The organism is Alteraurantiacibacter palmitatis (assembly GCF_037154115.1).
GTDB classification, from domain to species: Bacteria; Pseudomonadota; Alphaproteobacteria; order Sphingomonadales; family Sphingomonadaceae; genus Alteraurantiacibacter; species Alteraurantiacibacter palmitatis.
On record NZ_JBANRO010000011.1, the window covers coordinates 83,452 to 98,226 of the forward strand.

Below are 14,775 nucleotides of genomic sequence, written 5' to 3' on the forward strand. Positions count from 1 at the left end.
AAGGTCACGGCCCGTATAATCGCTTGCTCCCTGCGCTCCTTCTTATACCATGCCGGCAAGATCCCAGGGGGAGATGCAGCCGTGGAATATGTTCTTTTTGCACTGGTTTTTGCCGTGCTGGTCTTCCTCGTCATGGGGGTGCGCGTGGTCAAGCAGGGCTTTGTCTACACGGTGGAGCGGCTGGGCAAATACACCAAGGCGGCCGAACCCGGCCTGCTGATCATCTTCCCTTTCATCGACCGGATCGGCCACCGGGTGAACATGATGGAGCAGGTCCTGGATATTCCGGGCCAGGAAATCATCACCAAGGACAACGCCATGGTGGGCGTGGACGCGGTGGTATTCTTTCAGGTGCACGATGCGGGCAAGGCCGCCTATGAAGTGTCCAACCTGTTCATTGCCATCATGGCGCTGACCACCACCAATCTGCGCACGGTGATGGGCAGCATGGATCTGGACGAGACGCTGTCCAAGCGGGACGAGATCAACGCCCGCCTGCTCTCCGTGGTCGATCACGCGACCTCGCCCTGGGGCGTCAAGATCACTCGCGTCGAGATCAAGGATATCCGCCCGCCCAAGGACATATCCGATTCGATGGCCCGCCAGATGAAGGCCGAGCGCGAGAAGCGCGCCGAAATCCTGGAGGCCGAAGGCAAGCGCGCCAGCGCAATTCTGCGCGCCGAGGGCGAGAAGCAGGCCGCCATCCTTGAGGCCGAAGGCCGCCGCGAAGCTGCCTTCCGCGATGCCGAGGCGCGCGAGCGCGAGGCTGAGGCCGAGGCCAAGGCGACGCAGATGGTGTCCGATGCCATTTCGGCCTCCGGCGTTCAGGCGATCAATTACTTTGTGGCGCAGAAATACACCGATGCCGTCGCCAAATTCGCCACCAGTCCCAATTCCAAGACCATCCTGTTCCCGGTGGAGGCAACCCAATTGATCGGCACGCTGGGCGGGATCGGCGCTCTGGCCAAGGAAGCGCTGGGTGATACCGCAGGCGGCAATGGTGGCTCTGCGCCACCCGCGCCCCGCCGCCCGGCCATGCCGCCGCGTCCCTCCGTTCCGCCTGCCGGGGGGCAATAGGACATGGACACGGTAACCGGCTGGCTTTCGTCGCTCGACGCCTACTGGTTCTGGCTGGCGCTTGGTCTGTTCCTGGCGGCGGCGGAAATGCTCGTTCCGGGCATCTTTCTGATCTGGCTGGCAGGCGCGGCGCTGGTGATCGGTGCGCTGGCTTTCCTGCTGCCGATCGGCGTGCCGCTGCAGATCCTGCTGTTTGCGGTGCTTGCCATTGCGACATTGTATATCGGCAAGCGTTACCTGCGGGACAATCCGATTGTGTCGGCCGACCCAGCCATGAACAAGCGCGGCCTGCGCATGGCCGGGCAGATGGCAACGGTGACGCAGGCGATTTCCGGCGGGCAGGGCCGCGTGCATCACGGCGACACCGAATGGATCGCGCGCGGGGCCGACGCCCCCGTGGGCGCGCGGGTGCGCATTACCGGGACGGACGGAGCCGAATTGCTGGTTGAGCCGGTGGAGTAGCGGCCCCTTTGCCGTCAGGCCTTTTGCATGGTGAAGCGGCCATGCTTGCGGAAGCGTTGCATCCACTTGTCAAGGAACAGCGACAGCGGCCGCGGCGTCACGCCCAGCTTCGCAATGCCGGGCAGCGTGCCGGTGGCCACGCTGCCGGATTTGAGCATCCGCCACTGGTCGCTCGACATCGGTGTGCCGGGCAGGGCAGCGAAAATTGCGCTCAGCGCGTCAGGCACAGGGATGAAGCCACGGCGGCGACCTTGCGCGGCGGCTATCGCCTCGTGCAGTTCCATCATGGTGATCACGTCCGGCCCGGCCAGCTCATAGGTCTTGCCGCCGTGGCTGCCGGGATCGGCCAGGGCATTGGCCGCGGCCGTTGCCACATCGTCCACCCATACCGGCTGCACCTGCGCATCGGGCCCGAACACTGGCAAAGCCGGCATGACGGAAATCAACCCGGCAAACATGGAAACGAACTGGTCATCCTGCCCGAAAATGACCGAAGGGCGAAGGATGGTGGCTGTGGGGAAGGCGTCCAGCACGGCACGCTCACCCAGCGCCTTGGTGCTGGCATAAATGCCTTCGCTTTCCGCATCGGCGGCCAGGCTGGATAGGTAGACAAAGGCACCCGCCCCGCCGTCGGCTGCCGCTTCGGCGGCGACGCGCGCGGCATCAGCGTGCAACTGGCGGGCATCCTTGCCGAACGTGCCCACCAGATAGACCACCGCATCCGCCCCGGCCACCACGGCCCGGATGTTCTGTGCATCGCGCACATTGCAGCGCGCAAATTGCAATTGGCCCAGATTGGCGAGCGGCTTCACGCTGAGCGCCTTTTCCGGGTTGCGCGCGGCAATGCGCACCCGCGCGCCGCGTTGCAGCAATTCCTGCGCCAGATGGCGGCCGACGAAACCATTGCCGCCAATCAGGACGACCAGCTTGTTTTCCAGCGAAATGCTCATGGCCCATTCATCCGTTACCGCAGATTCTTGGCCTGCCCTAAGCACATTGGCGGGCAGGTGGGCAATGCCAAAGCCTGCCTCCCTGCCGGTTTGGAAGAAATATCATGCCAGCCGCACCAATCGCGCGTTGACAAGCCCCTCTCCCGTTCGCTAGTGGCGCCGGCCTACCCGGCATGGACGTGCAAGCGCAGCCAGCCGATCCGGTGCCCAGATGGCGGAATTGGTAGACGCACCGTCTTCAGGTGGCGGCGATCGCAAGGTCGTGGAGGTTCGAGTCCTCTTCTGGGCACCATTTGTTCTTCTCACGTTCTCCCAAATAATCTATAAAACCCGCAGAAATCCTAGGGATTTGGCCCTTGGATCGTTCCGGATCGTCCCGCCTGTTCTCGGGGGTTCCAGACACTTTTGTGGGCCTTTTGAGGCCGTTTCGCAAAGGCCCAGATGAAAAGGCCCCCACATGCCGCTGACAGATACTCGCCTCCGCGCACTCAAGCCGAAGGATAAGCCGTACAAGGTAACCGATGAGCGCGGCCTATATGTTGAGGTCACGCCGACCGGCGGCAAACTTTGGCGATTCCGATACCGGATCGGCGGCGCGCAAAAGAAGCTCTGCATCGGCAGCTATCCAGACATCAGTCTCAAGCAAGCGCGAGACGAAGCCTACGAGGCACGACGAGCTGTTGCTTCAGGGGGCGACCCGGCCTTTGAGAAGCGGAAGCGGAAAATCCGCGCCGAGTTCCTTTCTGCACAGACGTTCGAGGCAGTCGCACGTGAGTATATTGAACAGATGATGGTCCAGAATGGCCGTGCCGATGGCACGATCGTCAAGGCCAATTATTTCCTCGACAAGCTTGCGCCTGCCATCGGGAACCGACCCATCAACGAGATCGAGCCGTTCGAAGTCCTGGCTCCCCTCAAACGGCTGGAAGCCACCGGTAAGCACGAGACTGCGAAGAAATGCCGCTCGTTCGCAGGCCGCGTGTTTCGCTACGGTGTTGCTACCACCCGCTGCAAATCCGATCCGACCAGTATGCTGAAGGGAGCTCTCGTAACGCCGAGAGCCACGCATTATGCAGCAATCCTCGAGCCCACCGAGCTAGGCGGGCTGCTGCGCGCAATCGACGACTTCACTGGCTACATGGTGACGAAGTTAGCTTTGCAGATAGCGCCGCATGTGTTCGTACGCCCCGGCGAACTCCGGCACGCCGAATGGCATGAGATCGACCTCGTCGATGGGGTCTGGAAAATCCCTGCCGGTAAAATGAAAGCGCGCCGAGCGCATGCCGTCCCGCTTTCCAAGCAGGTTAGAGGCTATCTCACTGATCTGGCCGAGATGCTCGGCCGCGAAGGATATGTTTTCCCATCTGCGCGCAGCTCCAAGCGTCCCATGAGTGAAAACACGCTCAATGCCGCATTCCGTCGCATGGGATACTCGAAAGAAGAAGTCACCGCGCACGGACTCCGTGCGACAGCATCGACATTCCTGAACGAGTCGGGCCTTTGGAATCCCGATGCGATCGAGCGTGCCCTGGCACATGGCGACAGCAATGTTGTGCGTGGCATCTACCATCGCGGCAAGCATTGGGACGAGCGCGTGCGAATGGCTCAATGGTGGAGCGACTACCTCGATGAGCTCCGGACAGGAGGGAAGGTCATCATGGGAAAGTTTGCGAAGGGTTGATCGGAAGAACGATTTTCTTCTCAGCCAGGGCAGGACTGAAGGCTAAGGACCAGCCCTATAAGGGACACTGACGCGAGCAAGGCGAACTCAATTCTGATGCCCCAGACTTTAAGCCAATTCCGCATCGTGCCGAGCCTCAGTTCGTAGAGCTTTGGCAGCTAAGTTGATCGAAGCGCTCAGCAACAGTTTTCCACGTTGCTATGCCTGCCTCGTCCCCTTCGATGGATAGCCGCTGGATTTGCTGCGCGATATAAGCGGTTCCCTCCTCGCCATGGTTCTTTTCGACCCAGAGTGCGATGGCCCACAATTCCTGATCGCGGTTCAGCACCATGGCTCACGTCTTCCGGTCCAGGTTCGCGCCAGGCCTTCGCTGACCAGCTGATCGCCAAGCGAGCGGCCGCCGCGCGTTACAACCCGCAATTTGCGACCGTACTGATCCTCGTCTCTGCTACCGATGGTCCTCAGTTCAAAGGGCCCGCCATTCAGCAATTCGACAAGGCGGTGCGTCGCGCGCATGCCGAGCTGGTATTCATAGTCGCAACGAGGCTCGCTGATCTCGGGAGTGTCGATGTCGGCAATCCGGATCTTCACGCCATCAAGCCAGAAAGTATCTCCATCCACGACGCATGTGCGCCGGGTGGATCCGCAGATGTCGAATTGCGGGGAGCTTGCTTGCTGGAATAAAGTCTGAGGCTGCTGATCGTCGTTAGCAAGGCTGGCATCATGGACTGGCCAGTTGAGTGCCAGCATCCCTCCAGCAAATACGATCGCGAATGCTCCCAAACCCAACGCGATCTCCTTTCTCAGCTTCCGGCGCTTCTGTGCTTTCAACGCCTTGCGAAAGTCGAACGGCTCACCGGGGATCTCATTCACTGGCGTTGTCCGTCTTCATTCCGGCACATGATTTCAGACAATAGCCGGAAATCAGGTAGTTTCGTCAATTGTACGTACCAATTGCTTGCCAACGTCCCAACACAGACCGGACATATTGCGGCGTTTCACCATTGTTGGGAATGCCGCGTGATCGGGAGACGGCACCTGGGCCAGCATTGTAAGCAGCCAAGGCCAGGTGGACTGCGTCGAACCGGTCCAACATATCGCGAAGGTACCTGGCGCCACCGTCGATCGATGCAAGAGGGTCATGACGGTTCCGGACGCCCAGTTCTCTCGCCGTGGCCGGCATAAGCTGAGCCAGCCCGGCAGCACCGGCTGGACTAACAGCCATCGGATTGAAGCGGGACTCAGCCCAGATAAGAGCACGAAGCAGGTTGGTCGGAAGCCCGTACCGGCGTTCAGCCTCGGCTATCGCCGCCATATACAAGCCTTCCCGATAGGATACGTTTGCTGGCTCGGCCTGGTAGATTGCAGGAAGATATTCCCTTGCCGGCTGCTGGTCCGTCTTCGGCGGAACGATCGCGTGCTCGAACAAGGTGAAATCCTGGGCGCGAACTTGCTGTGAGGAGGTCGCGATCATCCCCAGACAGGCGACCGCTAGCGCGGTCAGACAATTGAGGCAGTTCATCTCGACTTGTGCTCCATTGATTCGAATCGAAAGAGAACATAAAAAGAACATGTGCCTGTAGGAAAGCCGCGAATGCCTGCCTTTGGGAGAGGAGAGGAACGCTGATGAGGGGGCCACTTTGCATGCTGAGGAGCTCGCATGTCCCTGTCTGTCCAAACTCATCCCAACCGGTCGCTTGCCGAGACCGCCCGTCGCATTTGCGAATCGCGAGGGGGCAAATGGTCCGGCACAAAGGGCATGGCCTGTTGCCCCGCGCATGATGACCGCACGCCGTCACTCGGTGTGTCGCTCGGCCGACAGGCCATCCTCTTCCACTGTTTCGCGGGATGCGATCAGCAGAGCGTGCTGGCTGCTCTGGCGCGTGAAGGTTTCGAGGCACCGGCGCTTTTTTCAGGTTCTGCGATCACCAACGAACCCGAATTGACGAGCACCCGCAAACCCTCGGCGGTAGCGCTGAGGATCTGGCGCGATGCACAGCCACTGCGTGCCAGTCCGGCAAAGGCATATCTTGAAAGCCGCGGCATCCTCGCCGCATCTCCGGCGCTCCGCTTCCATCCACGAACGCCGCTTGGCCCGAAAGGACGGGCCCGCTTTCTGCCCGCGATGATCGCGGCAGTCAGCCTCGACGAGGGCCCGATCGCCATCCACCGCACGTTCCTGTCTACCGAGGCTTCAGGCAAGGCCGCTTTCGAAAAGCCGAAACGCGCGCTCGGCGCGCTCGGTGAAGCTGCTGTTCGTCTCTTCGCTCCAGCTTCCGGCAAGCTTGGCCTTGCCGAGGGGGTCGAGAGCGCGATGTCGGCCTATGCTCTCACCGGCATTCCCGTCTGGGCGACCCTGGGCAATGAGCGCTTCGGTCTCGTCAGCGTACCCGAGAGCGTGACCGAGCTTCACCTCTTCGTCGATCACGATGCTGGCGGCGAGCTGGCCGCGTCGCGTGGCCTGGCCGCTTATGCCCGCGAAGGGCGGACGATCCACGTTCGCAAACCATCCTCACGCGACAGCGACTGGAACGATGAACTTACAGCATGGCTGCGCCGCAAAGCGGCGCGGTAGAGGAGAGAGAGCTTCTCGAATTCCTGATCCGGCAGAGGGCGTGTCCCGATGCCCCCATCAGGAGGACGAATTGCCATGTTTCAATCAGACCTGTTTCCCGCCGGCGAGCAGTTGCCGTCCATGCCCTTGGCCTATGCCATTGGCACCCGAGTTGCCGCGCTTCTTGCTTCGGGACGTCATCTTACCCGTACCGACATTTCCGGGCTGTTCGCCGAAGAGACCGGTGTTCTGGACTGGGGAGGGGCCTGGACGATCGACGACTACAACAGCGCGGTCGAGATCGGCGCACTACTCTGGCTTCGAGAGTCCTCACGGATCGATCTGGCGACGAATGTACACGAAGCCGAAGCGCGGTTCGACTGGCTCGAAGCAGCCTTGCCGCCGCGGCACGTTCGCAGCGAAGCACAGGTCGAGCTCCAGCAGTTCTCGACCCCGCCAATGCTGGCTTGGCTGATGGCGAAGGCCGCAGCTGTCTGCGCGCAAGACACGCTCCTCGAACCGTCCGCAGGCAATGGTGCCCTTGCTCTCTGGGGTTGCCTCCAGAACGCTTCGCTTCTCCTCAACGAGATCGATCCGGCAAGACGAGACGGCCTCAGCCACATCTTCCCCGCAGCCGAGATCACCATGCATGAAGGGGAATTGATTGCCGACCTGAATCGCGGCCCTGTTCCGTCTGCCGTGCTTATGAACCCGCCGTTCGCTCACAGCCTGGAACGCGGCAAGGACGGTGAAACCGCTATGCGTCACCTACGCGGTGCAATCCGGGCCGCTGCTAATCTGGCGAGGATCGTCGCCATTATGCCTGAAGGCTTCGACGCCTCCACCTTCGCCAAGGAACAGGACGAAGCATCGCTGCTCCTCGATGTTCGCCTGCAGCAGATGTTTCGCCGGACAGGGACGGGGATCGCTGTTCGCCTGGTTGTGTTCGACAAGGCGCCGACTGCGTCCTCGCCTGCGATCATCGGAGATACTGCCGACCTCATCTTGCTCCACGAGCTTATCACTGCGCTTCCGCCACGCGTACAGACCTCCGCCAACATCCATCGCCTGCCGCTCGGCAAGCCAGTGCGCCTCGTTGGCAAGACTTCGGCCCAAAGCGCGCCGGTTCGGCCGGTGGCGCCGTTCGCCGCGACACCAGCAGCCACGGCGAATGCGATCGACCTTGCCTATTCGGTCCTCGCCGACCCCGCGCCTGTGCCCGAACAGGCAGGCATCTACCTGCCTTACCGGCCCAGCCGCATCGCCTTCGAAGATGCTCCGGTCCATCCCACCCCGCTCGTGGAATCGGTCGCCATGGGTTCGGTCGCGGCTCCGCAGCCGAATGTTCGCCCGCGTCTTCCCGCAGGGTGGCAGGCCGATGGTCTCTTGTCCGAAGCGCAATGCGAGACACTGGTCTACGCTGCCCAGGCATTCGCACGCGACCTACCGGGCCAGTTCAAGGTCAGCCAGGAAGGCACCGCGCTGGAACTGTCCGAGGATGGTCACGCATACCGACAGGGCTTCTTCCTTGGTGACGGGACCGGAGCGGGCAAGGGACGGCAGATCGCAGCGGTCATCATGGATCGCTGGCTCGCCGGCGAGCGTCGCCATATCTGGATCACCAAGAACGAGGCGCTGCTGGAAGATGCACGCCGCGACTGGGAAGCGCTTGGCGGGCTGCCGCTCGATCTCCAGCCGCTCTCGCGCTGGAAACTCGGCCAGCCCGTAACGATGTCCGAAGGCATTCTCTTCGTCACCTATCCGACGCTGCGCTCGGGCCGCGCCGAGGATACGCGGCTCGACCAGATCCTTGCCTGGGCGGGCGAGGATTTCGACGGCGTGATCGCTTTCGACGAAGCCCATGCGATGGCTAATGCGCTCGGGGGTTCTTCAATCCGCGGCAAGGTCAAGGGCTCCGAACAGGGGATGGCGGGCCTCAGGCTGCAGAACCATCTCCCGCGCGCCCGCGTACTCTACGCGTCGGCCACCGGCGCTTCGGATATCGCCAACCTCGGTTACACCTCACGGCTTGGCCTGTGGGGACCCGAGACCGCCTTTCCGACCCACGAGGCGTTCATGACCGAAATCCGCGCGGGCGGCGTCGCGGCAATGGAACTCGTCGCCCGCGATTTGAAGGCACAGGGACTATACCTTGCACGCGCGCTGTCCTTCGCCGGGGTCGAGTACGAAATTCTCGAACATAGCCTGACCGAAGCGCAGGTGAAAATCTATGACGCCTATGCCGATGCCTGGGCAATCATTCACCGCAACCTCGAAGCTGCGCTCGAAGCAACCCGCGTGGTCGATGAGGACAGCGGCGACACGCTCAACCGCAATGCCAAGGCGGCAGCGCTTTCGATATTCGAAGGCACCAAGCAACGCTTCTTTGCCCAGCTCCTGCTCTCGATGAAACTGCCGAGCCTGGTCCCGGCGATGGAAGCGGCGCTTGGCGAGGACCATTCGGTGGTCGTGCAGCTGGTCTCGACCGCCGAGGCCATGCTCGACCGACGTCTTGCCGACCTCTCCGACGAAGAGCGCGAAGCGCTCGATATCGATCTGTCCCCACGCGAATATGTTATCGACTACCTCGCCAAGAGCTTCCCGGTGCGCCTTATGCGGGTCTTCGCAGACGAGGATGGCAATCTTCGCTCCGAGGCGATGAGCGACGATGAGGCCAATCCCGTTTTCTGCCAAGGCGCGATTGCCGCGCGCGATGCGCTGATCGAACAGCTATGCGCGCTGCCGCCCATCGCTACCGCGCTCGATGCGATCATCGAGCACTTCGGAACCGACGCAGTGGCCGAAGTCACGGGCCGGACCCGCAGGCTTGTCCTGGGCCGCGATGGTCAGCAGCGCCTCGAACGGCGCAGCCCCAGTGCCAATGTCGCCGAAGCGCAAAGCTTCATGGAAGGGACCAAACGTATCCTGGTCTTCTCGGACGCGGGCGGCACGGGGCGTTCCTACCATGCCGACCTTCATGCGAAGAACCAGCAGCGCCGGGTTCATTTCCTGCTCGAGCCGGGCTGGCGCGCCGACAATGCAATCCAGGGGCTCGGCCGGACAAACCGTACCAACCAAGCTTGTGCGCCGCTGTTCCGCCCGGTCACCACCGACGTGAAGGGCGAGCGCCGGTTCATCTCGACCATTGCGCGAAGGCTCGATGCATTGGGCGCGCTCACGCGCGGCCAGCGCCAGACGGGCGGTCAGAACCTGTTCGACCCGGCCGACAATCTCGAAAGCGACTATGCGCGCGACGCGCTCTGCCGCTGGTTCCAGCTGCTCTATGACGGCAAGCTCGAAGCCACGAGCTTCGGCGACTTTGTCGAGCGAACCGGCCTCCGGCTTGAAAGCCCAGATGGTGGGCTGACCGACAATCTCCCCACGATCCAGCGCTGGCTCAACCGCATTCTCGCGCTGCCGATCATGCTCCAGAACGCGATCTTCGATGAATATCTCGGCCTCGTCGAAGCGCGGATTGAAGCCGCGCGCGAAGCGGGAACGCTCGATCAGGGCCTTGAGACCGTCAAGGTCGATAGTTTCGATATACTCGCCGACGAACTCCTGCGCACCGATCCTGTGACCGGAGCGCAGACCCGGCTCGTCTCGCTCGAAGTGAGCCGGCACCTTCGGCCTCTGCGATTGCAGCGCCTGGTGCGGATGCACGAGATTGGCAGCCTGCACGCGATCCCGATGCGCAATACACGCTCGGGCAAGGTCGCGCTGTCGGTTCCTGCGCGGCGCCTCATCACTGACGACGGGGCCGTGATCGAACGTCGGCGCCTGCTGCGCCCGCTCAAGTCCGCCAACTGGACGCTAGAGGCACTCGCTGAGAGCCACTGGGAAGAATTTGGCGTCACTGCATTTACGAGGGCCTGGCGTGCTGAGGAAGAGGAAGCGGCCAAGTCACCGGTGACCGAGCGCGTCCATCTTGCCACCGGACTGCTACTGCCAGTCTGGAAGCGCCTCCCTGGCGATCATGTCCGCGTCACGCGGCTCGTTGCCGAGGACGGCCAGTCGATCATCGGCCGCGAAGTGCTCGATATCGATCTCGCTGCGATCGCCGAGACCTTTGGCCTTTTCGGAGTTACCGGTCCGGCACCAGAGCAGATCGGCGACCTAGTCCTGGCCAGCGGCAAACCGCTGGGCCTTGCCAGCCACGATCCACTCACGGTGAAACGCTCGCTGGTCGGAGGCGAACAGCGCCTTGAACTGACCGGGTTCTCGCCCGACCGGCTCGACTGGTACAAGAACAAGGGCTGCTTCACCGAGATTATCCGCTACCGCACGCGGCTGTTTGTCCCGGTGTCGAGAGCCTCGTCGGTCCTCCCCGCGCTTGCCGCCTGATCCCTCGGCAGACCCCAATCTCAGAATGAGAGTGGAGGGAGCCCTTTGGGCTTGTGGGCCTCGTGATCCTCACCTGCGCCTTCATTCCATCAGGAGAACACCCATGATCCAGTCGATTCCCTTGAAGAAGCTCGCTGCGAGCCCGCGCAACGTTCGCAAGTCGAGCGACGTCCTCGCCGACCTCCAGCTGCGGGCAGACATTGCTGCGCGCGGCCTGCTGCAGAACCTCGTCGTGCGCAAAGGAAAGCGCGGCAAGTTCGAGGTCGAGGCCGGCGGTCGCCGTCTTGCCGCGCTGCAGGCGCTGGCCGAAGAGGGCACCTTGCCCGAAAGCCACGAGGTTACTTGCCTCGTCATCGAAGGCGAGGAAAGCGAAGTGCGCGAAGCCAGCCTTGCCGAGAACTTCCAGCGTCTGGCGATGAACCCGGCCGACGAGGCGCAGGCTTTTGCTTCCATCATCGAGGCGGGGGCTACCCCCGAAGACGTGGCGCGCCGCTTCGGCCTCACCGTCCGGTTCGTCGAAGGGCGCCTGCGCCTGGCCTCTCTCGCGCCTTGCGTCTTCGAAGCACTCGCCGAAGGCACGATCACGCTCGACATGGCGAAGGCCTATGGCGCGATTTCCGATGTCGAGCGCCAGGCGCATGTCTATGCCGAGCTGCAGGACGCCTGGTACCAGATCACGCCTGACACGATCCGCCGCATGGTGCTCGATGCCACGGTGCGCGGTTCCGATCCGCGTGCTGTCCTGGTCGGGCGCGATGCCTATCTCGCCGCAGGCGGCCGGATCGAGCGCGAACTGTTCGACGATGATGCCAGCGAGAGCTGGATCGATGTCGCGCTGCTTGAGGACCTCGCGCACAAGGCCATGGAAGAGGCGGCAGAAAAGACCGCGCTCGAATATGGCCTCGCCTGGGTGCGCCCGACGCTTGGCAACTACGTCAGCCATGACCTCGTCGAAGGTCTCGGCCGTCTGCCATGCGAGCCTGCGCCGATGACCGAACAGGAAGCGAAGAAACTTGGCGAGCTCGAGGCCGACTACGACCGCGTCGCCGCCGTGCTCGAAGACGAAGATAGCGACGAGGACGAGGTCGCCAAGGCCGAACAGGAACTCGTGGTGATCGACCGCGCCATGCGCGCGCTCAATGACCGGCCGCCGGTACTCGCCGACGAACTGAAACCGGAGGCCGGCGCCTTCCTCGTCCTCTCGCGCAATGGCGAGCCGACCTTGGTCCCACAGTTCTACACCGAGACCGAGGTCATCGCTGACGAAGGTGTGGTCGAGGCCATTGAAGAGAACGGTCCGGCGAACCCCAAGGGAAGCTCGTTGTCGCAGCGCCTGCTCGACGAGCTCGCGATGCAACGCCGCGACATCCTGGCCATCCATCTGGCCAACGATCCGGCACTGGCGCTCGACTTCATGGTCTTCACGCTTGCCGATGCCGATGGGCACGAGTGGCGCGCCAAGAAGGCGTCGACGCTGGTCGGCTCGGTGGCTTCCGGGCCGGTCACCGGGTTCGAAGCCAAGGACGCACCAGCGAGTGCTGCTCTGGCCGAGTTCGCTGGCTCGCTCGATGAAAGCTGGCGTATTGGCGAAAGCGATGTCGAACGGTTTGCTCAGTTCCGGGCGCTTTCCGATGAGGCGCGCTCGGCCTGGCTTGGCCATGTTATCTCGCGCACGCTTATCGCGAGCCTCGCCTGCGAAGGCGAGCGTTCGGTGCCGATGCACGAAGCGCTCGGCTCGCTCCTTGAAATCGAGACCGCACATTGGTGGCGTCCCACAGCGGCCAACTTTTTCGACCGCGTGGCCAAGGCCCGCACGCTCGAGGCGCTCAATGCCGCTGGTGGTCCAGAACTGGTCAGTCGCTATGCCGCCTCGAAGAAAGCAGAGCTGGCGAGCGCTGCTGAGCGCATTTTCTCGGGCAACTTCATCGGCGAGGCAGATATCAAGGAACGAGCGCAGGCCTGGGTACCTTCGATCATGCGTTTCGCCGGTGCCGAAGAGGTCGAACCGGTTGACGCCGAAGGGGATGAACCGGTCAGCAATGTTACAGCTGATGAGATAGCCGAGCAGGCTGCCTGACCCCTCCTGACAGGTCCAGGTCACTCGGCGGGCGGTCCGTCCCAATCGGGACGGACCGCCTTTTCCATTTCAAGTTGCAGGTCGCGTTCAGGCCACACCGCTCTTGGCATCGAAGATCGAACCACAGAATTTGAGGAGGGATTGATGTGAACGATGGGCCGCGCCCACGATAATCGCAATGCGACCTACACGTGCGCAAAAATTTCGCACAGATGCACTTTAGAAGAGAGTTTGCTGCCTGAAAGCAGCAGCCCGAGCGCTACGATCCTGCAAGTAGATGCGGTAGCGTGAGAGAAGGCCGTCGTGGTCTGCTCCTTCCCCAATCAGCTTATCTGTCTCGGCCAGAGCAAAATCATAGGTTAGACAGCCAGACCCATCGCCTGCCAGTTGATCGCCTAAGCGATGTTCGACTTCGGACCTCACGTCCATGGGCAAAACTGAACGGGCTTCGCAGTACATCAAACGAAGGCCAAACCACCGCAGACGCTCGTCCTCGAAGCTCTCTACAATAGTGAGGCGATCTGGCCATAGCGCTTGGTGAAAAGCAGTCATGCGCCTCTCATCTTCCGGCCCTGGAAAGCCATTATAGATTTGCTCCTCGAGATGAGGTGACTGTGGGAATGGCTCGCGTGCCGCTACGTAAGCAGCGACAAACCGTGCCTGTAGATCGGCGTCCGCCTTCAACCGCCGGGCCTGATTTTCGATATGGCCAATCGTACCGCCATCCAACATTTGTTCGGGAGCATCGAATAATTCGGTCAGCGTGGGTGCTGCGTTGACCCTGAAACGGCGGATCGGACTTGGCTTCTGCGCAAGGTGGGTCTGCAATTCGGAGTCGCTCATTTTACTGAGCCGGTCGATGTCTTCGTTGAGGTTTAGGCAAATTCGACCGTTGGCTTGGTCGGGGTCAACACCGATGCAGACGACTGGCGCATGGTATGCCTGCCCGCCAAAAAACTCCGTCAGCACGAAGCCATCTTCGGTATCGACGAAATCTGAAACGGTAGCCTTGTTCGAGAAGCGCACGAACCTTTGCCACAGCTCCGGAGACCGCTGATGGACCAGTCGACATAGCTCCACCGTCGCAAGTACATCGGACATCGCGTCATGCGCACGGGCATGGGTGACTCCATTCGCCGCCGCCAAGTCCTCCAGACGAAATGTCCTTCGCCCATCCTCGCTGACCGGCACAACTAACTGCGCTGGCGATACCGCATCCGCGGCCATCATCAGACTGAGCGCGTCAGCCCGGCAGTTGCGGTGGTTGCTCGTCAGATAAGCCGGGTACAGGCATTGAAAGAGAGCGTGTCGAAGCATCTCTTCGTCGAAACGGATAGAATTGAAGCCGACGAAGACGGCCGGACTCCAAGACATTAGAGTCCGACGAATGTCACTCACCATCGCGTAGTGCGACGGCAGGTTGGTGTCCGTGAGCCATTCGATCGGCAGCCCGTTCGTACGCAGCGCCGAGGGATGGGGGAGCACATGTGGCTGGAGACGCGCACGGGCTTCGAAGCGCGCCACCTCGTTCAGGTTTGCATCGGTGCGAATTGCTGCGAAATGGAGAATTTGGTCGAAGCCGCGCTTGAGCCCCGTCGTTTCTGTATCGAAGAAGACGAAGCTCATGGTG

At 62.0% G+C, this 14,775-nt stretch carries 11 protein-coding genes and 1 tRNA gene; 7 read left to right on the top strand and 5 right to left on the bottom strand.

The window, feature by feature from the left end:
- Window positions 1-132 precede the first annotated feature (132 nt).
- Together WFP44_RS13480 and WFP44_RS13485 are read left to right on the top strand one after the other, a co-directional pair.
- Window positions 133-1,077 carry an SPFH domain-containing protein gene (locus WFP44_RS13480; RefSeq protein ID WP_336927167.1) on the top strand — a complete coding sequence of 315 codons (945 nt, stop codon included), beginning with the start codon at window positions 133-135 and terminating at the stop codon, window positions 1,075-1,077.
- Window positions 1,078-1,080: 3 nt separating this feature from the next.
- Entirely contained in the window at window positions 1,081-1,539 is a 459-nt protein-coding gene (locus WFP44_RS13485) for an NfeD family protein (protein ID WP_336927085.1), read from the top strand.
- A gap of 14 nt (window positions 1,540-1,553) precedes the next feature.
- On the opposite strand, the gene WFP44_RS13490 is transcribed toward WFP44_RS13485, so the two are convergent.
- Entirely contained in the window at window positions 1,554-2,489 is a 936-nt protein-coding gene (locus tag WFP44_RS13490) for an SDR family NAD(P)-dependent oxidoreductase (RefSeq protein WP_336927086.1), read from the bottom strand.
- A gap of 205 nt (window positions 2,490-2,694) precedes the next feature.
- Between WFP44_RS13490 and WFP44_RS13495 the strand changes: the two genes are divergently transcribed.
- Together WFP44_RS13495 and WFP44_RS13500 are read left to right on the top strand one after the other, a co-directional pair.
- A tRNA-Leu gene (locus tag WFP44_RS13495) sits at window positions 2,695-2,781 on the top strand.
- Window positions 2,782-2,946: 165 nt separating this feature from the next.
- Entirely contained in the window at window positions 2,947-4,170 is a 1,224-nt protein-coding gene (locus tag WFP44_RS13500) for a tyrosine-type recombinase/integrase (RefSeq protein WP_221586444.1), read from the top strand.
- A 136-nt stretch (window positions 4,171-4,306) separates the two neighbouring features.
- Here WFP44_RS13500 and WFP44_RS13505 read toward each other — a convergent pair whose 3' ends face one another.
- From WFP44_RS13505 to WFP44_RS13515, 3 genes are all read right to left on the bottom strand, one after another.
- Entirely contained in the window at window positions 4,307-4,501 is a 195-nt protein-coding gene (locus WFP44_RS13505) for a DUF6961 family protein (protein ID WP_336927091.1), read from the bottom strand.
- Window positions 4,492-5,043 carry a thermonuclease family protein gene (locus WFP44_RS13510; protein ID WP_336927093.1) on the bottom strand — a complete coding sequence of 184 codons (552 nt, stop codon included), beginning with the start codon at window positions 5,041-5,043 and terminating at the stop codon, window positions 4,492-4,494. Before WFP44_RS13510 ends, WFP44_RS13505 begins: the two co-directional genes overlap by 10 nt.
- Window positions 5,044-5,107: 64 nt before the next feature.
- Window positions 5,108-5,692 (bottom strand): lytic transglycosylase domain-containing protein, encoded by a 585-nt coding sequence (locus WFP44_RS13515; RefSeq protein WP_221424176.1) that lies wholly within the window; start codon window positions 5,690-5,692, stop codon window positions 5,108-5,110.
- A 138-nt stretch (window positions 5,693-5,830) separates the two neighbouring features.
- Between WFP44_RS13515 and WFP44_RS13520 the strand changes: the two genes are divergently transcribed.
- The 3 genes from WFP44_RS13520 (at window position 5,831) to WFP44_RS13530 (ending at window position 13,145) form a co-directional block, all read left to right on the top strand.
- Window positions 5,831-6,745, top strand: a complete 915-nt coding sequence (locus WFP44_RS13520) for a DUF7146 domain-containing protein (RefSeq protein WP_336927099.1) — start codon at window positions 5,831-5,833, stop codon at window positions 6,743-6,745.
- A 75-nt stretch (window positions 6,746-6,820) separates the two neighbouring features.
- Window positions 6,821-11,068, top strand: coding sequence for a strawberry notch family protein (locus WFP44_RS13525; RefSeq protein ID WP_336927100.1), 4,248 nt, complete (start codon window positions 6,821-6,823; stop codon window positions 11,066-11,068).
- Between the two features lie 103 nt (window positions 11,069-11,171).
- The gene (locus WFP44_RS13530; RefSeq protein ID WP_336927101.1) at window positions 11,172-13,145 is read left to right on the top strand and encodes a ParB/RepB/Spo0J family partition protein; all 1,974 of its coding nucleotides are present in this window, start codon (window positions 11,172-11,174) and stop codon (window positions 13,143-13,145) included.
- 219 nt (window positions 13,146-13,364) lie between these two features.
- Here WFP44_RS13530 and WFP44_RS13535 read toward each other — a convergent pair whose 3' ends face one another.
- Window positions 13,365-14,771, bottom strand: a complete 1,407-nt coding sequence (locus WFP44_RS13535; protein ID WP_336927102.1) for an exonuclease domain-containing protein — start codon at window positions 14,769-14,771, stop codon at window positions 13,365-13,367.
- Window positions 14,772-14,775 lie beyond the last annotated feature (4 nt).

What these genes read in the sequence shown, in the direction of transcription:
- WFP44_RS13520 (WP_336927099.1), top strand. Translation starts at nt 5,831, where the DNA reads ATGTCCCTGTCTGTCCAAACTCATCCCAACCGGTCGCTTGCCGAGACC.
- WFP44_RS13480 (WP_336927167.1), top strand. Translation starts at nt 133, where the DNA reads ATGGGGGTGCGCGTGGTCAAGCAGGGCTTTGTCTACACGGTGGAGCGG.
- WFP44_RS13535 (WP_336927102.1), bottom strand. Translation starts at nt 14,771, where the DNA reads ATGAGCTTCGTCTTCTTCGATACAGAAACGACGGGGCTCAAGCGCGGC.
- WFP44_RS13515 (WP_221424176.1), bottom strand. Translation starts at nt 5,692, where the DNA reads ATGAACTGCCTCAATTGTCTGACCGCGCTAGCGGTCGCCTGTCTGGGG.
- WFP44_RS13525 (WP_336927100.1), top strand. Translation starts at nt 6,821, where the DNA reads ATGTTTCAATCAGACCTGTTTCCCGCCGGCGAGCAGTTGCCGTCCATG.
- WFP44_RS13500 (WP_221586444.1), top strand. Translation starts at nt 2,947, where the DNA reads ATGCCGCTGACAGATACTCGCCTCCGCGCACTCAAGCCGAAGGATAAG.
- WFP44_RS13530 (WP_336927101.1), top strand. Translation starts at nt 11,172, where the DNA reads ATGATCCAGTCGATTCCCTTGAAGAAGCTCGCTGCGAGCCCGCGCAAC.
- WFP44_RS13505 (WP_336927091.1), bottom strand. Translation starts at nt 4,501, where the DNA reads ATGGTGCTGAACCGCGATCAGGAATTGTGGGCCATCGCACTCTGGGTC.
- WFP44_RS13485 (WP_336927085.1), top strand. Translation starts at nt 1,081, where the DNA reads ATGGACACGGTAACCGGCTGGCTTTCGTCGCTCGACGCCTACTGGTTC.
- WFP44_RS13490 (WP_336927086.1), bottom strand. Translation starts at nt 2,489, where the DNA reads ATGAGCATTTCGCTGGAAAACAAGCTGGTCGTCCTGATTGGCGGCAAT.